The organism is Streptomyces sp. NPDC056987 (assembly GCF_042673865.1).
In the GTDB taxonomy this organism is placed as follows: Bacteria; Actinomycetota; Actinomycetes; order Streptomycetales; family Streptomycetaceae; genus Streptomyces.
Genome location: NZ_JBHURV010000039.1, coordinates 55,505 through 78,959, shown reverse-complemented (window position 1 = coordinate 78,959; position 23,455 = coordinate 55,505). Strand labels below are relative to the sequence as shown.

The window sequence follows — 23,455 nt, the reverse complement described above, 5'->3', positions numbered from 1 at the left end:
GTCTCCCGCGCGGCTGCTCCGGCCGCGTCCGGGTCGGCCGTACCGGCTCCGGCGTCTCCTTCCACTCCGGCCGCTCCGGCGCCGCGTGCGGCTGGTCCGGCCGTACCGGCTCCGCAGGCTCCGACGACTCCTTCGGCTCCTTCGGCTCCGCAGGTTCAGGCTGCGCCTGCTTCTTCCGCGACGCCGCCCCCTGCCGCGCGTCCGGCCGCGTCGCCCACCCGTTCTTCCTCTTCTTCGGCTGCTCCTTCGGCCGCGCCTGTGCCCGCTTCCCCGCCCGCGTCGGCGTCTCCTGCTCCGGTCACTCCGGTGCAGCGCGCCGTCGCGCCCGGTACGGAGCCGTCCGGCGCCCGGAGCGGCAGCAAGCCGAGCGGCGAGTCGGGCAGCGGTCCGAAGGGCGGATCGGCGCCGGCCGTGCCGCCGGGGCCCGGGCCCCGGCCTCCGGCGCCGAAGGGCGCGACGCCCCCGGCGTCACCGAAGCGCCCGGCCCCAGCGGCCCCGGCATCTCCGGCCGCGCCCACGGCCCCGGCATCGTCGGGCTCCACCAGCTCCACCAGTTCCACGGCGCAGGCTCCCGTCCGTGGGGCGACCGGCCGGTCCGCCCCTTCGGCGGCGCCCGCCTCTTCGGCGGCCCCGGCGCCCGTACAGCGCAGCGTGGCCCGTGGCCCCAGCCGTACGACCGCGCTGGGTGCGCCCACCAGCGGTGCCGTACCCCCGGCTCCGCCCGCTCCTGCTTCCCCGCCGTCCTCTTCCCCTTCTTCCGCGGTGCCTCCCGTGGCGCCGACGCCGCCGCGGCGTCCGCTGCTCGGGGCGCCGGTCTCCGGTTCGCCCGCCGCGGCGCCGCCGGTGGTCCAGCGGTCCACGCGGACGCGCTCCGGCGGTTCGGCGGCGCCGACGGGTGCGCAGCGGCTCACCGCTCCTGACGCCGGTACGGGGACGGGCCCTGCCGCGCCCGGCGAGGGGAGTCCGACCGGGGCATCCGCTCCGGTGCAGCGCTCGGCCGCGCCCGGTGCCACCGGTGCCACCCCGGTGACGCGGTCGGCCCCCGGGGACTCTCCCGTGCGCCCGACTCCTCCGGCTCCTCAGGCGTCGGCTCCGGCCCCCGTGGTCCGCCCCGGCCTGAGTGAGCCGTCGTCCGGTGCTTCCGGTTCCGCCGGCCCGGCCGGCGGCCCCGCGCGTGCGCTTCCGGTGCAGCGGCAGTCGGTCAACACCCCCGCGCCGTCGCCGTCGCCCTCGCCTTCCTCTGCCGGGCCCGCCGGTTCCGGTCCTCGCCCTGCGGTGCCCGGTACGCCGGCTCCGGTGGCGGGTCCGACCCGGTCCGCGCCGGCATCCGCGCCCGCGCCCGCACCGGTCGTCCAGCGGTCATCGGCCGGCACCACGGCAGCGGCCGAGGCGCCGACGGCGCTCCCGTCCGCGCCCGCGCCGGTCGCTCCGCTGGTGGGTTCGACTCCGCCGGTGACCACGGCGCCGTCCGCCGCGTCGGCTCCGGTGTCCCGTACGGCACCGGTCGCTCCGCGCCCGTCCGGGACGCCGCTGCGCAGCCTGCCCGCCGGTTCGCCTCCCGCCTCCGCTTCCGCTCCTACCTCCGCCTCCACTCCCGCTTCCGCCTCCGCTGCTCCGGCACGCCGGACCGCGGCCCCCGCGCCCGTCGCCGTACAGCGGTCCGCCGCTCCCGGTGGTGCCTCCACGGGTCCGGTCGCGGGTCCGGGCTCCGCCGGGCGGCCACTGCTCGCCGCGCAGCCGCGCTCCGGGCCGATGACGTCGGTGGCCCCCATGGCTCCGGCGGCTTCCACGGCTCCGGCGCCGAGCGCCCCGGCCGCCGTCCCGCTGCGCCGTACCACGCCGACCGGTTCGGGTACGGCCCCGACGGCACCGTCCACACCGGCGGCACCGGCCACCGGCGCCCCCGCGCGGCCCGCCGCCGTACCGCCTACCGTGCAGCGCGCCGTACCGCCCGGGGCGCCCCGCCCCGCCGCGCAGCCTCTGGCGCGACCGGGCCCGCACGCCCCCGCGCAGTCCGCCGCGCCCGGCCCCGGCCCGGCCGCCGGGGGCCCCGCCGGCCCCCGGGCCGCCCCCCAGGCAGCCCCCCCAGACGCGCCCCGCTCGGCCCCCCCCCCGCACCCGGACGCGCCCCCGCCCCCCCCCCCGGCCGGAGCACCGGCTTGATCGACAGGCCCTGACTCCCGGATGAGGACCAGACCGCATGCAGCTACACGCAGGTGATGACGATCTCGCCCACGCAGTGCCCGTGACCGGCGCCCTCACCGGTCCGCACGCCGCGCCCCACTCCCCCGAGCCCGAGCGCGAGCCGGAGTACGCCGTCAGCGCGCGCGGACTGGTCAAGAGCTACCCCGGCCCGCAGGGCACCACCACCCACGCCGTACGCGGTCTGGACCTGGATGTGCCCCAGGGCGAGACCTTCGCCTTCCTCGGCCCCAACGGTGCCGGAAAGTCCACCACCATCGCCCTGCTGTGCGCCCTGGCCCGGCCCACCGCCGGCCACGCCACCGTGGCGGGCGCCGATGTGCTCACCCAGCCCCACCAGGTCCGTCGACGGGTCGGCATGCTGTTCCAGCAGAGCGCCCTGGACCCGGACCTGACGGCGGAACAGAACCTCCACATCCACGCACGCCTCTACGGGATGCGATCCCGTTACGCCCGCGAGCGCGCCACCGAGGTACTGGAGACGGCCGGGCTGACCGACCGCCGGCGCTCTCCCGTCCGCACGCTGTCCGGCGGTATGCGGCGTCGCCTGGAGATCGCCCGTCAGCTGCTGCACGCTCCCGGTGTGCTGTTCCTGGACGAGCCGACCGCCGGTCTCGACCCGCACGCCCGCGCACAGATCTGGGAGCATCTGCGCGCCCTGCGCGAGCGGCAGGGCCGCACCGTCTTCGTCACCACCCACTATCTGGACGAGGCGGAGAACTGCGATCGCATCGCCATCATCGACCACGGCCGCGTGGTGGCACAGGGCACGCCCCTCGCGCTGAAGGCGGCGATCGGCGACGACCGGGTCGTGCTGCGCACCGGCGAGGACGCGGCGGCACAACAGATCGTCCGCCGGGTCGCGCCGCCGGAGCACTCCCTCACCGTGGACGCCGACGGGGTCTGTCTGCGGGTGCCCGACGGCAGTTCCTGGATTCCCCGCCTGTGCGCGGCGCTGGAAGGCCACGGCATCGCCGTGCACGCCGCTTCCGCGACCCGGCCCACCCTGGACGACGTCTTCTTCCACCACACCGGCCGCAGCCTCCACGCCGCGCAGGCCGGCCGGGCAGCGGCCGGCACCGCCCCGGGCGACACCACGGCAGAGGGCGGGGGCGGCCGATGACGACACCCGCTGTCCATACCTCCGGCGTCTCCGCTGTCTCCGGCAGCGATCGGCCGACCCGTCTGCGGCACGAACTCCGCGCGGTCCACGCGCTGGTCTACCGCGATCTGCTCCGCCTGGCCGGTCAGCGCGCCCACACCGCGCTCATGCTGCTCCACCCGGTGCTCTTCCTGCTCATCCTCGGCGGCGGACTGACCGCTCTCATCCCCGACTCGTCCCTGGATGTGGGCTATCAGACGTACCTCTTCCCCGGCATTCTGATGATGACAGTGCAGGCGCCCGCCATCATGGTCGGCATCCGTCTGATCACCGACCGGCAGAGCGGCTATCTGCGCGAACTCCTGATGGCCCCGGTCGGCCGCTCCACCCTGCTGCTGGGGAGCTGCGCCGGTGGCACCCTGGTCGCCACGGTCCAGGGTGCCGTACTGCTCGGTCTGGCCGGTGTGGTCGGCCTGCCCTACGACCCGCTCCTGCTGGTGCTGCTGCTCGGCTGCATGATCCTGGTCTCCTTCACCATCACCGCGCTCGCCCTGGCTCTGGCCGTCGGCCTCCGCAGAGCCGAGACGTTCCACACGCTCCTCGGCGTGGTGATGATGCCTCTCATGTTCCTCTCCGGAGGCTTCTTCCCTCTCCGGTCCCTGCCCGGCTGGGCCCACGCGTCGGCCGATGTCAATCCGCTCGCCTACGGGGTGGACATGCTCCGCCGCTGCATCGCCCTGCGGGCGCCGGACCAGGCGGCCGCCGGCGGCATCGAATGGGCCGGCTGGCCGCCTCCGCTCCCGCTCGAAGCCGCCCTGCTCCTGTCCGGTGGCGCGATGGCTCTGCTGTGGGCCGCCCACCGCTTCAACCGCCCGGAATAACCGGCCCGGGGGCGGCCCCACCGGGCTTTGTGCGCGGACCTGTGCGCGGACCACGGAAGGGAGCCGGTCCAAACGTATTTCATTCACGCCTGAATTCAGTTTTTTCTTTCGGAGCGGACCCGGAAAATGCTTTACCTCCCCGGAAATCGACAACTAGGGTTTGCCCATCCGTGGGACGCCCTTCGCCGCGCTCCCGACGGCTTTCCGAGGGGAAATACCATGGTGTTCATTCGCGACAACGACCCATGGCTCTAGGCGAGTTGCTCACAGGCGTTATACGGAGCGAGATGCCCGGGAGGCATGGTGAACGACATCTCCGATGTGGCCGCACCCGGCCGGAACGACGAACTCGTCGACGAGCTGCGAAAGTACTTCAGCTCACTCACCGGCACGGAACTCGGACCGGACGACGACTACTTCGCGCTCGGGCTCGTGGCCTCTCTGCAGGCGCTGCAGATCGTGACGTACGTCGAGCGGACGTACGGGATCACCGTGGAGGTGGAGGACCTGGACCTGGACAACTTCCGCACCGCCGCGAGGGTCGCCGGCTTCGTACGCCTCAAGGGCGGGGAGCGGGCCGGCGGAGGGGCGTCGTGATCGATGTCGAGCCGCTCGTGAAGACCGCGCTGGCCGAGGCGGGGGCCTGGGACGAGACCGGTCTGCCCGCGGAGGCGGTCCGGCTGGCGGCCCGGCTCGGTGTGCTGGGCCTCGACCGGCCCGCCGAGGTCGGCGGGGGCGGCGCGGACGCGTGCGAACTGGGCGATGTCGCCGCCCGGTTGGGCGCGGTGTGCACCTCGCTGCGGGCTCTGCTGACGGTCCAGGGGATGGTGGGCGCCGCCGTGGACCGGTGGGGCACCGCCGAGCAGCGTGCCGCGTGGCTGCCGCGCCTGGTGAGCGGTGAGCTGATCGCCGGGCTGGCCGCCACCGAGCCGGGCGCCGGGACCGACCTGTCGGCGGTGGCGACCGAGTTCCGGCCGCGGGGCGGTGACCACCGGGTGTCCGGACGCAAGGTCTGGGTGACGTTCGGTCAGGTCGCCAATGTGCTCCTGGTGCTCGGCCGCGCCCCCGGCGGTCTGGTGACCGGGCTGGTCGAGACCGGCCGGCGCGGGGTCACGGTCGAGCCGGTGACCGGCCAGCTCGGGATGCGCGGCGCGCGGCTCGCGCACGTCTCCTTCGACAAGGTCGTCCTGCCCGCGAGCCATCTGATCGCGCCGCCCGGGTTCGGGCTCTCGCACGTGACCGGCACCGCGCTCGACCACGGCCGGTACACGGTCGCCTGGGGCTGCGTCGGCATGGCGCGGGCCTGCCTCGACGACGCCGTGGCGCACGCCGGCAGGCGAAGACAGGGCGACACCCTGCTCGCCGGGCACGGGGCGGTACGGGCCGCGCTCGGCCGCTGCTCGGCCGAGACACTCGCGGCCGAGGCGCTGTGCGCGCGGGCGGCCGGGCTGCGCCGGGACGGCTCCCCCGACGCGATCCTCGCCTCCGTGGTCGCCAAGTACACGGCCGCCAGGGCCGCCGCGTCGGTCAGCGCCCGGGCGGTGCAGCTGCTCGGCGCCGCCGGGTGCGCGCCGGACAGCCGGGCGGGCCGCTTCTTCAGGGACGCCAAGGTCATGCAGATCATCGAGGGCGCGGACGAGGTCGCCGAGGCCACCATCGGGGACCATCTGCTGGGCCGCCCGCGGGGAGGCGGTGCGCGGTGACCACGCCACGGCGCGTCATCATCGGTCCGGTCGCCACCTGGTTCCCGGAGCGGGAACTCCCCGTCGCCGGACTGCCGGAGCTGGCCGGCCTCCCGGCGGCGCGGCGGGCCCACGCCCTGTCGCTCGGCGTCGACACCGTCCGGGACGCCGCCGGAGCCTCCGAGGTGGACCTGGCGGAACACGCGGCACGCGCGGCGCTGGGCCGGGCGGGGCTCGACGCCGGCGGCCTCGACGCGCTGCTGCTGGTGCAGGGCCGGGTCCCGGAGTATCTGCTGGCCTCGGAGGCGACCCGCCTCCAGCACCGGATCGGCGCGCACCGGGCGTTCACGACCGGCGTCGGTGATCTCGGCTGCGTCTCGGTCTCGGCGGCCTTCGCCCTCGGCTCGGCGCTGCTGCGCGGCGACCCCCGGTGCCGTACCGTCCTCGTCGTCACCACGGCCCGGACCCCGACGCGGTCCCGGTACCGGCCGCCGATGACACTGCTCGGCGACGGCGCCGCCGCGGTCCTGCTCACCACGTCGGGCGACGGCACCCATGAACTCGTCGACCAGACCGTCCGCAGCGACGGCGCGTACGCCGACCTGTTCCGCATCGACTACCGCGACGTCCCCGAGCGGGAGTGGACCGAGGAGTGCGCGGACGAGCCGACGTACTCGTTCCGGCTCGCCGTGGAGAGCCGCAAGCGCTTCGCCGCGCTCAACGCGGAGCTGCTGGCCCGCAACGGACTGGGCCAGGACCGGATCGCCGCCCGTCTGACGCAGAACCTCGCCGCTGGGGCGTTCGCCTTCTGGCAGGAGGCGCTGGACGCGGAGATCGACCCGGTCTGCCGGCGCAACCTCGCGGCGTACGGCCATCTCGGCTCCATGGATGTCCTGGTCAACCTGGCGGACGCCGCCGCCTCCCAGGCTCCGGGCGCCTACTCGCTGGTGATGAACAGCAGCCCCGTGGCGGCCTGGAGCACCTGGCTGCTGCGCCGTCTCGACGACCGGACAGGAGGTGTGATCCGTTGACGCCGACGGTGAAGTGCCTGGTGTGGGACCTGGACGACACCCTCTGGAAGGGCGTCGTGCTGGAGCGGGACGACGCCGCGCCCACACCGGAGGCGCTGCGGACGCTCAGGACGCTCGACGAACGGGGGATCCTCCACGCGGTCGCCAGCCGGGGCGAGTACGGTCCCGCCGCGGCGCATCTGCGTGAGCACGGCGTCGCGGACCTGTTCTGCGCGGTGGAGGTGGGCTGGGGGCCCAAGTCCGCGGCGGTGGGCAGGATCGCGGAAGGGCTGAACATCGCTCTGGACACGGTGGCGTTCGTGGACAACGACCCGGTGGAGCGCGCCGAGGTGGCCGCCGTCCTCCCCGAGGTGCGGTGCTATCCGGCCGACCGGCTCGCCGGACTGCCCGAGCTGCCCGAGTTCACCCCGCCCGTCGTCACCCGGGAGGCGCGGCAGCGCCGGGAGCTGTACCGCGCGGAGCGCCGAAGGGCCGACGCGGAGGACGGGTTCACCGGAACGGGCTCCGACTTCCTGGCATCGCTGGGCCTGGTGATGACCGTGCGGCGGGCCTCCGAGGAGGATCTGGCACGGGCCCATGAACTGACGGTCCGTACCCATCAGCTCAACACCACGGGCCGCACGTACGGCAGGGCGGAGCTGCGGCGGCTGTGCGCCTCCGACCGGCACGAGGTGCTGGTCGCCGAACTCCGGGACCGCTTCGGCAGCTACGGGACGATCGGGCTCACCGTGTCGGAGTTCCGCGGCGCCGACTCCGTGCTGCTCCTGTCGCTGATGTCCTGCCGGGTGATGTCCCGTGGCGTCGGCACCGCGCTGATCGGGCATGCCGTCAGGCGAGCCCGTGCGGCGGGGCGCCGCCCGCTCGCCGAGTTCGTCCCCACCGAGGTCAACCGGGTGATGCTGGTGACCCTCAGGTTCGCGGGCTTCGCGATGGCGGGCACGGACGGTGAGCGTGTGCTGCTCGCGCACGACGGCTCCGTACCGCCGCACACCGGTCATGTCACGGTCGTCGGGGAGGAGAACCTGTGACCGGGGCGAGGGGCGCGACGGGGGCGACGGCGACCGGGGCGGGGGCTGGGGCCGGGCGCGGCGCGCTCCAGGCGCTCGTGGAGCAGTTCACGCGGGTGCCGGACCGCACCGCGATCGTGGTCGGCACGCAGGCGCTCACCTACCGGGAGCTGGACGCGTCGAGCGCCGCGCTCGCCGCCCGGCTGGCGGCCGCCGGTGTCCGGCCGGGCCGGACCGTCGTGCTGTACCAGCGGCAGACCGTGCGGGCCGTCGTGGGGATGGTCGCGGCGGCACGGATCGGCGCGGCCTGGTGTGTCGTGGCGGCCGGGCATCCGGCGCGGCTGGTACGGGCGCTGCTCGACGACATCGACTGCGGGGCCGTCGTCTTCGATCCCGAGGACCCGGCGACCCCGGCCGGCGCGGTGGCCGCGCTGGCCGGCGGCGCCCGCGGGTCGGCCCCCGCGGTGCTCGAACAGGACGCGCCGGGGCCCGCGGCGCCCTTCACCGACCCCACGAGGCCCGTGCCGGGGAGCACGCCCGCGTACGTGATCACCACCTCGGGTTCGACGGGTGTGCCCAAGGCCGTGGTCGTCACCGCGGCCAACCTGGAGGCGATGCACGGCTCCCGGAACTACCCCTACGAGGAGTCGCGCCTGGTCACGTTCTCCGCGATGCGGCTGACGTGGGACGGGTCGCTGATGCAGACCCTGTGGGCGATGCGGCTGGGCGGAACGGCCGTACTCCCCGGCGACGGGGAGCTGTCCGACGCGGACGCGGCGGCCCGGCTGGCCGGTGCCTGGCGGGCGTCGCACCTGGTGGCCACGCCGTCGTTCTACCGGCTCATGCTGCCCGCCCTGGCGTCCGCCGGTGTCCGCCCGCAACTGGTCGTCCTCGGCGGCGAGTCCGTGTCGGTCGCGCTGGCCGAGCGGCACCGCGCGCTGCTGCCGGGGGCCGAGCTGCGGAACGAGTACGGGCCCACGGAGACGACCGTGAGCTGTGTGACCCACCCCGTCCGGGCGGCCGACGAGCCAGTCGTGCCGATCGGCCGGCCCACCAGCGGTTCCACGGCGTACGTCCTGGACGGGCGGCTGGCACCCGTGCGGCCGGGGGACGTGGGCGAGCTGTACATCGGCGGCCCGCAGGTGGCCGCGGGCTACGCGGCGCGCCCCGCGGAGACCTCGGCGCGGTTCGTCCCCGATCCGTTCACCGGGCGGACGGGAGCGCGTATGTACCGCACCGGTGACCTGGCCCGGGAGAAGCCGGACGGGGATCTGGAGTTCCGGGGCAGGACCGACGGCCAGCTGAAGGTCAGGGGTGCCCGGGTCGAGTGCCGGGCCGTGGAGTCCGCGCTGGAGAGCCATCCCGCCGTGGGCGGGGCGGTGGTGCTCGGCGTGTCCGACGCGCACGCGGAGATCTCGCTCGTCGCGTTCTGGACACCGGCCGGGAACGCCACGCCGCTGCCAGGCACCAGGGAGCTGCTGGCGTTCTGCGCCGAGCGGATGATCCCCGCCGCGGTGCCGGAACGCTTCGTCGCGCTCGGCGGGTTCCCGCTGGGGCCGAGCGGCAAGGCGGACGAGGCCGCGCTCCGGGCGCTGCTGCCGGATGCCGGGGCACAGGCCCCCCTCGCCGGGCGGCAGCGGTGGACACCGACGCAGCGGTCGCTGGCCGAGATGTGGACGGCGGTGCTCCAGCACGACGACTTCGGCCCGCACGACGGGTTCTTCCAGGTGGGCGGGAACTCCCGCCGGGTGGTCGAGCTCCATCTGCGGATGGAGCGCGCCCGGCCCGGGGCCCTGCGGGTCGGGCAGCTCTTCGAACTGCTCACCGTGGCGGAGCAGGCCGCGGCCCTGGACAAGGCCGCGGCGGGAGTGGAGCGGCCCGGCCGTCCCGAGCCGGGCGACGACGAGGGCGTGGGCTACGGCGACGACAGCGACCGCGGCGGCGAGGGGCGCGGACGTTCCGGGACGGGCACCGGTGGGCCCGTCCTGTTCGAGATATGACGCTTTTCGGGCTTTTCGGGAGAGGACGAGGGGGGCCGGGATGACCGTGCTGCGTACGGGGGCGGACCGCGAGGAGATCGCGATCGTCGGCATCGGCCTGCGGGTCCCCGGGGCGTCGAGCCTGGAGGAGTTCCGGGCCCAACTCGCCGCGGGGCGCGACTCCGTCGGCCCGATGCCGCCCGAGCGTGCCGAGGCCACCGGCCTGGATCCGGCCGTACGCCGGCTCCCCATGGGGCACATCGAGGACATCCACACGTTCGACCACGCCTTCCACCGCCTCTCCCGGCGGGAGGCCACGCTGATCGACCCGCAGCACCGGATGGCGCTGACCCTCGCCCACCGGGCGATCGACGACGCCGGGTACTCGGCGGCGGGCCTGCGCGGCAGCGAGACCGCCGTGGTGTTCAGCGCCGCGTGGTCCGGCTACCACGCCCTGACCGGCGAGGAGGGGGCGCTCGGCACCCTCGGCAACGTGCCGTTCGGGCTCCCCGCCCGGATCGCGCACACGCTCGGCCTCGCCGGGCCGTGCCACGCGGTCGACACCGGCTGCAACGGCTCGCTGATCGCCGTGCACCACGCGTGCCGCGAACTCGCCTCCGGTGACGCCGAGTACGCCCTCGCGGGCGGGGTGAGCCTGCGGGTGGAGGGGCTCCCCGCCGCCGAGGCGGCCGGCTTCAGCGAACTGGTGTCGTCGAGCGGCCGGTGCCGGGCCTTCGACGCGGACGCCGACGGAACCGTCTCCGGTGAGGGAGGAGCCGTACTCCTGCTCACCACACTGCGCCGGGCCCGCGCGGACGGGGCCCCGGTCCATGCCGTGATCCGGGGCAGTGCCACACTCCACAACGGGCCCACCGCCGCCACCATCAGCGCGCCGAGCGCGGCGGCCCAGCGGCGTGTCATCGCGAAGGCGTGGGCCGCAGCGGGCGCCGATCCCGTACAGGCCGGCTATCTGGAGGCCCACGGTTCGGGGACGCGGCTCGGGGACGCCGTCGAACTGGAGGCGATCGCCGAGGCGTTCGCGGGCCGCGGGGAACCGCTGCCGATCGGCTCGGTGAAGACGAACATCGGCCACCTCGACCACGCCGCCGGGATCGCCGGACTGGTCAAGGCCGTGCTCAGCGTGGGCCACGGCGAGCTGTACCCCTCCCTCCACTTCGAACGGCCCACCGGTGGCCTCGATCTCGCCGCGGCCGGGATCGACGTGGTCACCAAGGCGCGCGCCTGGCCCGTCGAGGACGGCGGGCCCCGGCTCGCCGGGGTGAGTTCGTTCAGCCTCGGCGGTGTCAACGCGCACTGTGTGGTGTCGGAGCCGCCCGCGCCGCCCCGCCCCGCCGTGCGACGGGCGCCCGACGGCGAGCCCCGGCTCGCCGGGGTGTCGGCCCGTAGCCCCGAGGCACTGGCCCTGCTCTGCGGCGACCTGGCGCGGGCGCTGCGGGACGGCGAACCGGACCTGGACGACGTGGTGTTCACCCTCGGCCAGGGCCGTACGCACCACGCGTACCGCACCACGGTCACCGCCCGGAGCACCGCGGAGCTGGCCGGGCGGCTCGCCGACCGGGCGGACCGGCTGCGGGCCGGCGACCACCGCCCGTACGACGGCCGCAGACCGCCGGCCGTCGCCCTGCTGCTCTCGCCGGACGCGCTGCCCGCGGACATGCCGGAGGGGGAGCCGCCGCCCGGCATCCCCGCGACCGGGCGGACCGGGCGGGTCATCGCCGCGCAGCTCGCCGTGTTCCACGCGCTCCGGGACCGCGGCGTCGTGTTCGACGCCGTGCTCGGCGCCGGAGCGTCACGGTTCGCGGCCCGGCACGCCCTCGGTCTGCTCCCCGCCCGCGTCGGGCCCGCCGAGTTCGACGCCGCGCGGGCCGCTCCGGTCGACGCGGACGAACTGGTCCGCGCGGCCCGGGCCCTGCTCGCCGGCGGACCGGTCCTCTTCCTCGAACCCAGCCCGGACGGGGCGCTCGGCCGGCTGCTCACCGAACGGCTGGCCGGGCAGGAGGGGGCGCTGGTACGGGTCGCCCACCGGTTCACGGACGCCGTCCGGGCACTGTACGAGCACGGGATCGACGTGGACTGGGCCGCGGTGCAGCCGGCTGCCCCCGGCGCCCGGCGGGTGCGGCTCCCCGGCCACCCGATGCTCGGTACGCCGTGCTGGCCCGCGCCCGCACGGTCCGCCTCCGTACAGTCCGCTCCGGTACGGCACGCTCCGACAGCGGCGACCGGTCACGCCGGAGCAGCGGAGGCCGGGGACGGGGTCGGCTGGCTGCGGGAGACGCTGCGGGACCTGCTGCACGCCGAGGAGCCGATCGGTCCCGAGGACGACTTCTCCGGGCTCGGTCTCAACTCCCTCATCGCCCTTCAGCTGGTCGACCGGATCCAGGCCCGGTACGGCGTACGCCCCAAGCTGATCGACGTCTACGAGCGTCCCCGGGCCGCCGATCTCGCCCGGCTGCTCGCCCCGGCCCCCACGGCGCCCGGCGTCCTGCCGCCCGTGGTCCGCGGGGACGCCGCCGTGCTCTCCTTCGGCCAGGAACGGATGTGGTTCCACCACCAGCTGGACCCCGGTACCACCCTCTACAACCTGCCGATGGTCAGCCATGTCCGCGGTCCGCTCGACGTGGCCGCGCTGCGCGGCACCTGGGAGGACCTGGCGGAGCGTCACGAGGTGCTCCGCTCCAACTTCGTGGAGCTGGACGACGGCCCGGCGCTGCGGATCCGGCCGGCGCTCGGGGACTTCTTCCGCTTCGGCGACGTCTCGGACGCGCCCGACCCGGTGGCCGCCGCGCGGGAGCTGGTGCGCGAGGCCGCGCAGGTCCGGTTCGACCTGGAGCGCGATCCCCTGCTGCGGGTCCTCGTCGTCCGGCTCGGCCGGGACGAGCACGTCGTGCAGGTCACGGTCCACCACTCGGTCAACGACGGCCACTCCCCCAAGGTCTTCCAGCGCGAACTCCCGGTCCTCTACGCCGCGCGCCAGGAAGGACGCCGGGCGGAGCTCGACCCGCCGCGCGTGCGCTACCGGGACTACGCCCGCTGGCAGCGCGACCTCGTGGCACGCTCGGCGCTCGACCACGAACTCGCCTACTGGACCGAGCGGTTGCGCGACGCCCCGGTGCTCGCGCTGCCCACCGACCACCCCAGGCCGCCGCGGAAGAGCTTCGTCGGCGACCTGCGCCCCTTCACCGTCCCGGCGCCGGTGGTGCGGGCGCTCCGGGAGCTGGCCCGCCGCGAGTCCGTGACCCTCTTCGTCGTCCTGCTCACCGGGCTGTACGTGCTGCTCGGCCGGTACAGCGGGCAGCGCGACCTCGTGGTCGGCACGCCCACGACCGGCCGCAACCGGCCCGAGCTCGAAGGGCTCATCGGCTTCTTCAACAGCACGGTGGCGCTGCGCGCCGACCTGTCGGGCGGACCGAGCCTGCGCGAACTGCTGCGCCGGGTGCGGTCGGTGGTGCTCGGCGCCCTGGAGAACCAGGAGATCCCCTTCAACCTGGTGGTGAACGCCCTCGGCGTCGAGAAGGACCTGAGCCGCACCCCGCTGTTCGACGTGTTCTACGTGCACCAGCAACTGCCTCCGATCCAGCCGATCGGCGCCGCCGTCGGCGACTTCTTCGACCAGCGCGACACCGTGACCAACCTGTTCGGCGGCATGCCGGCCGGAACCGCCAAGTTCGACCTGACCCTGGTCACCACCGACCGGGAGGGCGAGGAGGACATGGCCGCCTGCCTGGAGTTCAGTACCGAACTCTTCACCGAGGAGACCGCCGCGGAGCTGACCGCCGCCTACCTCGGCATCCTCGACGACCTCGCCGGGGCGACCGACACCGGCCGTCCTGTCCCCGGGCCGGGGGCCGGCGGGACGCCGCGGCCGGAGCCGTACGTACGTTCCGGCCCGGGCCCCCTGCCGGAGGTCCGCGTCCCGGCCGACCAGCCGCGTCCCTCCCGGCCGGTCGACGCGTCCGCCTCGGCCACGGCGGTGGCAGGACGTCCGCTGCCCGCCGGCCAGGAGCCGGACGGTGTCCTGCTCGCCGCCTGGCTGACCCTGCTCGCCTGGTACACCGGCCAGGACGAGGTGGCCGTCCTGGTCCACGCCCCGCGCGGGCCGGCCGCGGTGCGCGTCGACCTGTCCGACGAGCCCTGTCTCACCGAGCTGACGGCCAGGCTGGGCCGTACGCCGTACGAACCCCTCGCGCCCGGGGCCGTACCGCCTCCGGTGCGGTACGCCGGGAACGGCACCGGGGCGGACCGGAGCGGGGCCGAACTCAGCCTGTCCTGGTCCGAGTCCGGTTCCGGGGCCGCTTCCGGGCCTGAGTCCGGGGCCGGCGCCACCGGGCCGGCGCTCACCGTCCACTACGCGCCGGAACTCTTCGACGCGAGCACCGCGGCGGCCTTCGCCGCCGACCTGGCGCGCCTGCTGGCCGCGCTGGTGGACCGCCCCGGGGCGCCCGTGCACGAGGTGGCGCTCGACGCCATAGCCGGCTCCCAGGACGACCGGTCCGACGACCCCGACAACCCGGCGGAGGCACCACGATGACCAGGAACACCCAGGACAGTGCGGCGGAGCCCACCGGACCGGTCGGCGTCGTGGGCGCCGGGACCATGGGCGTGGGCGTCTGCCACAGCCTGATCCGGTCCGGCTGTGACGTCGTGGTCGTCGAGCCGGACCGCCGCGCCGCCGACGCGGCCCGTGACCGGCTGGCCGAGTCCCTCCGGCTGGCCAGGCTGCTCGGCCGGGGGCCGGCCGGGGAGACCGGCCGGGTGCGCTGGGCGACGGCGGTCGGGGAACTGGACGGCACCGGGTTCGTCGTCGAGTGCGCCCCGGAACACCTCGGCCTCAAGGAGAAGCTGTTCACGGAACTCGACCGGGTCTGTCCGCCGGACGCGGTGCTCGCGTCCTGCACCTCCGCCATCCCCGTCGCGCTGCTCGCCGCCCGGACGGAACGCCCCGAACGCGTCCTCGGGCTCCACTTCATGAACCCCGTGCCGCTGAAGGACACCGTCGAGGTGGTCCGCGCGGAGTCGACCTCCCCGGAGACCATGGACCGGGCGCTGGCCCTGCTGGCCCGCCTCGGCAAGCAGGGCGTCGTGGTCGCGGACGGACCCGGCTTCGTCCTGAACCGGGTGCTGATGATGTGCGTCGCCGAGGCGGCGGCTCTCGTCGACGAGGGGGCCGTGGACGCCGCGACGGTCGACGCGGTGTTCGAGAAGTGTCTCGGCCATCCGATGGGGCCGCTGCGCACGGCCGACCTGATCGGCCTGGACAACGTACTGGACACCCTGACCGTCCTCGGGGAGCAGACCGGCGACGACCGATACCGGCCGCCGTCCTCGTTCACGGCGCTCGTCGCGGCCGGGCACCTGGGCCGGAAGACCGGAAGGGGCTTCCATGTCTACGCCTGAACCGGCCCGCCACGGCGCGCCGGGCGCCGCCTCCGGGGGCGCCGTACCGTACACCGCGCAGTACGTCCGGCTGAGCGGACCGGTGCGGGAGTCCGCGCTGCTCGCCGCGGTGACGGACGCCGGAGCCGGGTGCGAGCTGGTCGACGCCACCGGCGCGGCCGACCCGGACGCCTTCGCCGAGGCGCGGATCGGGCGGGAACTCGGCTCCCCGCACGACGGGCACCGCGCGCGGGACACCGTCCATCTCGTCTTCCGGCTGGCGGCCGAACGGTACGGCTGGTTCCAGCTGCGCCGTGGGCCGTCCGCCGGTGAGGAGGTGATGGAGGCGGTGCTGCGCCGGGCCGCCGACCACTACGGCGCGCGGTGCGCCGCCCCGGGTGGCGGTGTCCCGGCCACCGATGCCCCGGCCACCGACGCCCCGGAAGGGACGGCGGCCGGCGACCGCGCGGGCCGAAGTCCCCGCGGGGACGCGCTCGGTGGCGCGCCCGGTGGCACGCCCGCGGAGGTGACCCGCTTCGACGCGTCCGCGCGGACCCGGGTCACGGCCGGCCCGGCGCTGGCCGCGACCGCGCGCCGTGGCGGCGGCGGTCAGGCGGCCGTGCTGGTCGCCGCGCTCGCCGTCTACGCGTACCGCGGAACCGGGTCGGACGACGTGGTGGTCGGCTGCCGGACCGCCGGTACGACCGTTCCGGTCCGGCTGGCCCTGACGCCCCGCCGGACCTTCGCCGAGGTGGTCGCGGCGGCGGGCGCCCAGCTGCGCCGCGCCCGGCGGGGCGGCGTACGCGCCGGATCCGGCGGGGCGGCGGCGGGCCCCGTGGCGGTGGGCCCGGAGCTGGTGTGCGGGCTGGTGGATCACCGCCGTACCGTCGCGTTCGGACCCTGTGCGGCCACGGTGGTGTCGGTCTGGGCCCCGGCGGGCGGCCTCGACGTGCGGGCGGACGCCGGGGCCGACGGCGCGTGGGTGATCGAGGTCCGGGCCGGCGGGGCGGGCGGCCACCAGCGCCGGTTCGCGGCCCTCTTCGAGCGGATGGCGCGCGAACCCGGCCTGCCCGTCGCCCGGTTCGACCTCGCGGAGGAGGCGGAACTCCGGCGTCTGCGCGAGGAGTTCAACGACACGGCGCGGCCGGTACGGGAGGGCACCGTGCCCGGCGCGTTCCTGGCGCAGGCCCGCCGGGCCCCCGCCGCGGTGGCGGTCCGCCACCGGGGAACGGAGCTGACCTACGCCGAACTCGACGAGCGGGCCGACCGGTTGTCCCGGCTACTGGCCGAGCGGGGCGCGGCGCCGGAGCGGGTGATCGCCGTCATGATGCCCCGGACGCCGGAGATGGTGGTCGCCGTCCTGGCCGTGCTGAAGTCGGGCGCCGCCTACCTGCCGGTCGACCCGGAGTACCCGGACGGCCGGATCCGCTACCTCCTCGACGACGCGCGCCCGGCGGCCGTGCTCACCGCCTCCGCGCTGCTGGACCGGCTCCCCGGGACGCTCTCCGTACCCCTGGTGGTGATGGACGGCACGGCGGACACCGCGGGACCGGCGGCCCGCTCCGGCGGCGTACCGGCCCCCGTGGAGCCACGGCCGGGGAACGCCGCCTATGTCATCTACACCTCGGGTTCCACCGGGCGGCCGAAGGGCGTGGTGGTCACCCACCGGAACGTGGTGAACTTCGCCGCCTGGTCGGTGGCCGCGCTGGGCGCCGAGGCGTTCGAGCGGGTGCTCGGCTCCACCTCGCTGAGCTTCGACATGTCGGTGTTCGAGATCCTGGTGCCGCTGATGGCCGGTGGCAGCGTCGACCTGGTGCCGAACCTGCTGTCGCTGGTCGACACCCCCGACTGGAGCGGCACGCTGGTCAACACGGTGCCCACGGTCTACCGGCGGGTGCGGGAGGCGGAGTGGGTGGCCGAGCGGGCGGCGAACTACGTCTTCTGCGGTGAGCCGCTCCCCGCCGAGCTGGTCCGGGAGGTGCACCGGCACGCCCCGGACGCCCGGGTGTTCAACATCTACGGCCCGACCGAGGTCACCGTCTACGCGACCGCCTGGGAGTGTGATCCCGGCTCCCCCGGCGAGCCGCCGGTCGGCCGCCCGGTGGCCAACGTGCGCTGTCACGTCCTGGACGCGGCGCTGCGCCCGGTGCCGCCCGGCGACGTGGGCGAGCTGTATCTGGCCGGGGAGTACCTGGCCCGCGGCTATGCCCACCGCGGCGGACTGACCGCGCAGCGGTTCCTCGCCGATCCGTTCTCCGCCGAGCCCGGCGGGCGGATGTACCGGACGGGCGACCTCGCGCGCTGGTCCCCCGAGGGGCGGCTGGAGTTCGCGGGCCGGGCCGACCACCAGGTGAAGGTGCGCGGCCACCGGGTCGAACTCGGTGAGGTCGAGGCCACCCTGCTGCGGCAGCCGGGAGTCGCCCGGGCCGTCGTGGTCGCCACCGGCGACGGTACGGGCGACCGCCGGCTCACCGCCTTCGTCGTACCGGGGGACGGCGGATGTGTCCCGGACGCGCTCGAAGGGGCGCTGCGGTCCGAACTGCCCGAGCCGCTGGTGCCGTCCGGGATCCGGCTGCTGGACGCGCTGCCGCTGAACCCCAACGGCAAGGCCGACCGGCTCGCGCTGGCCGCCCTGGCCGCCGCGGCGGAGCCGGCGCCCTCGGAGGTCGCGCGGGCCGCCGAGGGCCCGGTCGAGGTGCTGTGCGCGGTGTTCGCCGCGGTCGTGGGCCGCGCCGAGGTGGGCCCGGACGAGAGTTTCTTCGCGGTGGGCGGCGACAGCATCGCCTCCATCCGGCTGGTGCGCCGGGCCCGCCAGGCCGGTCTGGTCGTCTCCCTCCAGGACGTGTTCGAGCGGGGTACGCCCCGTCTCCTCGCCGAGGTGGCCGTGGAGTTGGCGTCCGTCCCGGAGCCGCCGGCCGGGTCCGGGGAGCGGGCGCTGGTGGAACTGGACGCGGAGGAGCGCGCCTGGCTGGCCGCGGCCTGTCCGGGGGTGGAGGAGGTCCTGCCGCTCTCCCCCGTCCAGGAGGGGCTGCTCTTCCACAGCCACCACGACCAGCGCGACCAGGACGTCTATGTCATGCAGGCGGCCCTGGACTTCGCCGGCCCGTTCGATCCGGACGCCCTGCGGCGTGCCGCCGCGCTGCTCTGCCGCCGGCACAGCGGGCTCAGGGCGGGCTTCCTCCGGCTGCCGTCCGGCAGAGCGGTGCAGGTGATCCGCGCCGAGGCGGAACCTCCCCTCACCGTGGTCGATCTGACCGGTGTTCCCGAGGAGCGGCAGGAGGCGGAGACCGAGCGGCTGACCGCGGAGGACCGCACCGCACCGCTGGACCCGGGCCGGCCGCCGCTGCTCCGGCTGACCCTGATCCGCCGGGCGGGGCGGCGGTTCCGGCTGCTGATCACCACGCACCACATCCTGCTCGACGGCTGGTCGGTGCAGATCGTCGCCCGTGAGCTGTTCCAGCTGTACGCCCGTCCCGAAGCGTCGGCCGCCCTCGGTGACGCGCCGCGTCACCGCGAGGTCCTGGCCTGGCTCGCGGAGCGGGACCAGGAGGAGTCCGTACGGGCGTGGCGCCGGGCGCTGGAGCCCGTACGGCCGACCCTGCTGGCCCCCGCGGGGCTGCGCCGAAGCTCCGCCTGGCCCGCGCGGATCCAGCACGAGCTGGACGCGGAGCGGGTGGCCGGGCTGACCGGGCTGGCGGGCCGGCTCGGTGTCACGGTCAACACGCTGTTCCAGGCCTGCTGGGGGCTGCTGCTGGCGCAGTGGACGGGCCGCGGCGACGCGGTGTTCGGGGTGGCCGTGTCCGGCCGCTCGCCGGAGGTGGCCCGTGTCGAGTCGGTCGTCGGCTTCCTGGTCAACACCATCCCGATGCGGGTCACCGTGTCCCCGGCCGAGTCACTGGCCGAGCTGGTGCGCCGGGTGCAGGACGAGCAGGCGCGGCTGCTGGCGCACCATCACCTCGGCCTCACCCGGATCCAGCACGCCGTCGGCGTGGACGCGCTCTTCGACACCGCCATGGTGTTCGAGAACTTCCCGGTCGACCGGGATCCGTGGGCGGACGTCCCCGAGCTGTCGTTCCTCGCCGCGCGCAACGAGACCGCCGGGCACTACCCGCTGACGCTGATGGCCGTACCGCGGTCGTCCGGCGGGATGCTGCTGAACCTGCTGCACCGTGCGGACGTCTTCGACCGCGCGACGGCGGGGCGCTTCCTCTCCCGGGCGCTCCGGCTGCTGGACCTGCTGGTCGAGGCGCCGGGGACGCCGCTGTCCCGGGTCGATCTGCTCGACGACGCGGAGCGGGCGGCGCTCGCCTCGTACGGCAGCGGCAGCGGCAGCGGCAGCAGCAGCAGCAGCAGCAGCAACGACGACAGCGACGAGGTGACGCCGCGTACGATCGCCGCGCTCTTCGCCGCGCAGGCGGCGGCGACGCCCGGCGCGACCGCCGTCCGGAGCGCCGGGGGCGAGGGCGCGGACCTCACGTACGCCGAGCTGTCCACCGGGGCGAACCGGGTGGCCAGGGAGCTGATCGCCCGTGGCGTCGGTCCCGAGGCGGCGGTGGCACTGGTGCTGCCCCGTTCGGCGCGGACGGTGACGGCGCTGTGCGGGGTGGTCGCGGCGGGCGCCGCGGTGATGCTCGTCGACCCGGACCATCCCGAGGAGCGGCTGCGGCTCGTCCTCGGGGACGTCCGGCCCGCCGTCGTGGTCACCGACCGGGCCCACGCCGTCCGTCCGGAACTGGGCGAGGACCTCCTCGTCCTCGACGACCCGGACACCGCCCGGCGGATCGCCGGGCGCGACGACGGGCCCGTGACCGACGCGGAGCGGACCCGTCCGCTGCTGCCCTCGCACGCCGCCTACATCATCCACACCTCCGGCTCGACCGGTCGGCCCAAGGGCGTTCTCGTCCAGCACACGGGGGTGGCGGGGGTGCTGAGCACCACCGTCGTACGGTCCCGGCTCGGCCCGGGCGCCCGGGTCCTCCAGTTCGCGGCGCCCGCCTTCGACGCCGCGCTGCTGGAGATGTTCGAGGCGCTGTGCAGCGGTTCGACGCTGGTCGTCGCCGCCCCGGACCGGCTGATGCCGGGCCGGGGGCTCGAACGCCTCGCCCACGAGGAGCGGATCACCGCGCTCACCCTGCCGCCGTCCGCGCTGGCCGTGCTCGACCCCGGCGCGGGACTGCCCGAGGGCTGTGTGATCCGGGTGGCGGGCGAGGCGCTGCCCGCCGAGCTGGTGGCCCGCTGGGCCGCCCGCCATCCGCTGATCAACGCGTACGGGCCGACCGAGGACACGGTCTGCGCGACCGTCAGCGACGAGCTGACCGGCACCAGGACCACCATCGGCCGCCCCGTCGCCGCCACCCGGATCCATCTGCTGGACGCGGCGCTGCGCCCGGTGGCGCCCGGTCTGGAGGGCGAGGTCTACCTGTCGGGGCCCGCCGTGGCCCGCGGATACATCGGGCAGCCGGCGCGCACCGCCGAGCGCTTCGTGGCCGACCCGTTCGGCGCGCCGGGCCGGCGCATGTACCGCACCGGCGATCTCGCCCGGTGGAACTCCGCCGGTGAGCTGGAGTTCACCGGCCGCGCCGACCGCCAGATCAAGATCCGCGGGTTCCGGATCGAGCCCGGCGAGGTGGAGTCGGCGCTGCTGGCGCACGGGTCCGTGGCGCAGGCCGCGGTGCGCGCGTGGACGGGCGGCGCCGGCGGGCCCCGGCTCGTCGCCTATGTCGTGCCCGAGGCGGCCGCCGGACTCGCCACCGTCGCGGAGGAGGACGTGCTCGCCGACTGGGCGGCGGTGCACGACCGGGTCTACGACATCGAGGCCGGCGCGTACCGGAAGAGCCCGGACAGCGCCCCGTTCGGCGACTCCTTCGCCGGGTGGAACAGTTCGTACGACGGTGCGCCGCTGCCCCGCGAGGCGCTGCGGGAGTGGCGGGACGCCGTGGTCGCGCGCGTCCGGGAGGCGGCTCCGCGCCGGGTGCTGGAGATCGGTGCGGGCACCGGGGCGGTCCTCGCCGAGTTGGCCCCGCACTGCGTGAGTTACCACGCGACCGACCTCTCCGCCGTCGCGGTCGAGACCCTGCGCGGGCAGGTGGCGCGGGTGCCCGCGCTGCGCGACAGGGTCACGGTCGACCATCGGGCGGCCGATGACTTCTCGGGGCTGCCGGAAGGCCACTTCGACGCCGTGGTCCTCAACTCCGTGGTGCAGTACTTCCCTTCGCGCGCGTATCTGGAGCGGGTGCTGACCGGCGCGCTGCGCCTCCTGGCGCCGGGCGGGGCCGTCTTCGTCGGCGATGTCAGGGACACCAGGAGCCGCCCCGTGCTGTTCACGGCGGCCGGGGTCGGGGCGGCGGGCGCGCTGACGACGGTGGCCCGGGCGCGGCTGGCCGCCGGGCGGAAGCTGCTGCTGGACAAGGAGCTGGCGGTGGCGCCCGGGTTCTTCGGCGCCTTCGGGGACGCGGCCGACGTCCGGCTGAAGTCCGGCAGCCACGACAACGAGCTGACCCGCTACCGCTACGACGTGACGCTGTACAAGGCGCCGCTGCCGGGCGTCTCGGCGGCCGGGGCCACCCGGCTCGTCTGGGGCGCCGACGTGGGCGGGACGGCGGAGCTGGCCGCGCTGCTCTCCTCGGCCGGCGGGGTGCTGCCGCTGCGGGTCACGGACATCCCCGACGCCCGGCCCGCCGCGGACCTCGCCGTGGTGCGGGCGCTCGACGCCGCCGCGCCGGGGACCACGATCGGCGCGCTGGACCTACGGGTCTCCGGGGATCCCGGCGTCCGGCCGGACGAACTGGCGGAGCTGGGGCGGGGGCTGGGCTACCGGGTGCTGGCCGCGCCGGGCGCCGCGCCCGGCCGCTTCGACGCCGTGCTGCTGCCCGCGCCGTGCGACGGGGTGGTCCGGGACGTGTACGCCGGCGCCGGGGACCCGGCGGACGGCGCCGTGCACGAACCGGCCACGGCGGGCGTGGCGGCGGCGCTCCCGGCGGAGCTGGCACGGAGCCTGCGCGCCGTGCTGCCCGCCCATCAGGTGCCCGCCGCGGTCGTCGTCCTGCCGGAACTGCCGCTCACCCGCAGCGGCAAGACCGACCATGGCGCGCTGCCGGACCCGGAGGCCGCCGCGGAGCCGGCGGGGCGGGCGCCGCGGAACGTCCAGGAGAAGCATCTGTGCGAGCTGTTCGCCGAGACGCTGGGCCTGCCGGCCGTCGGCATCGACGACAACTTCTTCGATCTGGGCGGTCACTCGCTGCTCGCCGCCCGGCTGGCCCGGCGGATCGAGTCGACCTGGGGCACCGATGTCGACACCGCGACCCTGTTCGTCGCGCCGACGGTGGCGGCGCTCGCCGAGCGGCTGGGCGCCGACGACCAGCGGTTCGCGTTCGACGTGGTGCTGCCGCTGCGGCGGACCGGGGAGCGCCCCGCGCTGTTCTGTGTGCACCCGGCCGGCGGGGTCGGCTGGATGTACTCGGTGCTGATGCGACGGCTTGGCGCGGATCAGCCGGTCTACGCGCTCCAGGGCCGGGGGCTCGGCGGTGACGAGCCGCTGCCCGGTGATGTCGCGGCGATGGCCGACGACTACCTGGAGCAGATCAGGACGATCCAGCCGAAGGGGCCGTACCACCTGCTCGGCTGGTCGTTCGGCGGGGTGGTGGCCCACGCGATGGCGACCCGGTTGCAGGCGGCGGGCGAACAGGTCGGTCTGCTGGCGCTCATCGACGCCTATGTGATGGCCGACCACCCGGCGCCGCCGTCGGAGGAGGAGCTGGGCGGGGCCCGCATGATGTACGCCGCTCTCCTGGCGTTCGCGGGGATCCAGCCGGCCGCCCTGCGCCTCGACGAGCTGGACACCGCGCGGTTCCTGGAGATCGCCCGGGAGACCGACAGCCTGCTGTCCGGTTTCACCGAGCGGCATCTGATCGGCATGGGGAACGTGTACAGCAACAACCTGAGGCTGGGCCGGGTCTTCCGGCCCGATGTCTTCCGGGGCGATGTCCTCTTCTTCGAGAAGCGGGCGGACGACATGTCGGTCCCGATGACCGTCGACTCGTGGCAGCCGTACGTGACGGACGGCCGGATCCGGGTCGTCCCCGGCGAGTTCCGCCATGCCGACATGGGCAGCCCCGATTCGCTGTCCGAGGTGGGCCGAGTGCTGGCCGGTGAACTCGGCCTGCTGAAGGGGGAGTAGA

The 23,455-nt window shown here is 75.6% G+C and carries 12 protein-coding genes; 10 read left to right on the top strand and 2 right to left on the bottom strand.

Annotation, left to right across the window (positions count from 1 at the left end; all coding sequences use genetic code 11):
- Nucleotides 1-155 precede the first annotated feature (155 nt).
- Nucleotides 156-911 carry a hypothetical protein gene (locus ACFTZC_RS33510; RefSeq protein WP_382896181.1) on the bottom strand — a complete coding sequence of 252 codons (756 nt, stop codon included), beginning with the start codon at nucleotides 909-911 and terminating at the stop codon, nucleotides 156-158.
- A 168-nt stretch (nucleotides 912-1,079) separates the two neighbouring features.
- Nucleotides 1,080-1,895 carry a hypothetical protein gene (locus tag ACFTZC_RS33505; protein ID WP_382896179.1) on the bottom strand — a complete coding sequence of 272 codons (816 nt, stop codon included), beginning with the start codon at nucleotides 1,893-1,895 and terminating at the stop codon, nucleotides 1,080-1,082.
- 305 nt (nucleotides 1,896-2,200) lie between these two features.
- Here ACFTZC_RS33505 and ACFTZC_RS33500 point away from each other — a divergent pair, with 305 nt between their 5' ends.
- The 10 genes from ACFTZC_RS33500 (at nucleotide 2,201) to ACFTZC_RS33455 (ending at nucleotide 23,454) form a co-directional block, all read left to right on the top strand.
- On the top strand, nucleotides 2,201-3,325 hold the full coding sequence (locus tag ACFTZC_RS33500) for an ATP-binding cassette domain-containing protein (protein WP_382896177.1): 1,125 nt from the start codon (nucleotides 2,201-2,203) through the stop codon (nucleotides 3,323-3,325).
- Nucleotides 3,322-4,185, top strand: coding sequence for an ABC transporter permease (locus ACFTZC_RS33495; protein WP_382896175.1), 864 nt, complete (start codon nucleotides 3,322-3,324; stop codon nucleotides 4,183-4,185). The genes ACFTZC_RS33500 and ACFTZC_RS33495 overlap by 4 nt, the downstream gene beginning before the upstream one ends.
- Nucleotides 4,186-4,485: 300 nt before the next feature.
- Entirely contained in the window at nucleotides 4,486-4,782 is a 297-nt protein-coding gene (locus ACFTZC_RS33490; RefSeq protein WP_382896173.1) for an acyl carrier protein, read from the top strand.
- Nucleotides 4,779-5,888: an acyl-CoA dehydrogenase family protein gene (locus ACFTZC_RS33485; protein ID WP_382896171.1), complete on the top strand. Its 1,110-nt coding sequence runs from the start codon at nucleotides 4,779-4,781 to the stop codon at nucleotides 5,886-5,888. The genes ACFTZC_RS33490 and ACFTZC_RS33485 overlap by 4 nt, the downstream gene beginning before the upstream one ends.
- Complete coding sequence (locus ACFTZC_RS33480) at nucleotides 5,885-6,898, top strand: 3-oxoacyl-ACP synthase (RefSeq protein WP_382896169.1); 1,014 nt, start codon at nucleotides 5,885-5,887, stop codon at nucleotides 6,896-6,898. The genes ACFTZC_RS33485 and ACFTZC_RS33480 overlap by 4 nt, the downstream gene beginning before the upstream one ends.
- Entirely contained in the window at nucleotides 6,895-7,926 is a 1,032-nt protein-coding gene (locus ACFTZC_RS33475; protein ID WP_382896167.1) for an HAD-IIIC family phosphatase, read from the top strand. The genes ACFTZC_RS33480 and ACFTZC_RS33475 overlap by 4 nt, the downstream gene beginning before the upstream one ends.
- Nucleotides 7,923-9,905, top strand: coding sequence for a non-ribosomal peptide synthetase (locus tag ACFTZC_RS33470; RefSeq protein ID WP_382896165.1), 1,983 nt, complete (start codon nucleotides 7,923-7,925; stop codon nucleotides 9,903-9,905). Before ACFTZC_RS33475 ends, ACFTZC_RS33470 begins: the two co-directional genes overlap by 4 nt.
- Nucleotides 9,906-9,945: 40 nt before the next feature.
- Nucleotides 9,946-14,433 carry a condensation domain-containing protein gene (locus tag ACFTZC_RS33465; RefSeq protein ID WP_382896163.1) on the top strand — a complete coding sequence of 1,496 codons (4,488 nt, stop codon included), beginning with the start codon at nucleotides 9,946-9,948 and terminating at the stop codon, nucleotides 14,431-14,433.
- On the top strand, nucleotides 14,430-15,299 hold the full coding sequence (locus ACFTZC_RS33460) for a 3-hydroxyacyl-CoA dehydrogenase family protein (protein ID WP_382896162.1): 870 nt from the start codon (nucleotides 14,430-14,432) through the stop codon (nucleotides 15,297-15,299). Before ACFTZC_RS33465 ends, ACFTZC_RS33460 begins: the two co-directional genes overlap by 4 nt.
- Nucleotides 15,286-23,454: an amino acid adenylation domain-containing protein gene (locus ACFTZC_RS33455; protein ID WP_382896160.1), complete on the top strand. Its 8,169-nt coding sequence runs from the start codon at nucleotides 15,286-15,288 to the stop codon at nucleotides 23,452-23,454. Before ACFTZC_RS33460 ends, ACFTZC_RS33455 begins: the two co-directional genes overlap by 14 nt.
- Nucleotide 23,455 lies beyond the last annotated feature (1 nt).

Bases quoted from the DNA above. Each gene is read 5' to 3' on its own strand.
- ACFTZC_RS33500 (WP_382896177.1), top strand. From the start codon at position 2,201: ATGCAGCTACACGCAGGTGATGACGATCTCGCCCACGCAGTGCCCGTG.
- ACFTZC_RS33495 (WP_382896175.1), top strand. From the start codon at position 3,322: ATGACGACACCCGCTGTCCATACCTCCGGCGTCTCCGCTGTCTCCGGC.
- ACFTZC_RS33490 (WP_382896173.1), top strand. From the start codon at position 4,486: ATGGTGAACGACATCTCCGATGTGGCCGCACCCGGCCGGAACGACGAA.
- ACFTZC_RS33465 (WP_382896163.1), top strand. From the start codon at position 9,946: ATGACCGTGCTGCGTACGGGGGCGGACCGCGAGGAGATCGCGATCGTC.
- ACFTZC_RS33460 (WP_382896162.1), top strand. From the start codon at position 14,430: ATGACCAGGAACACCCAGGACAGTGCGGCGGAGCCCACCGGACCGGTC.
- ACFTZC_RS33455 (WP_382896160.1), top strand. From the start codon at position 15,286: ATGTCTACGCCTGAACCGGCCCGCCACGGCGCGCCGGGCGCCGCCTCC.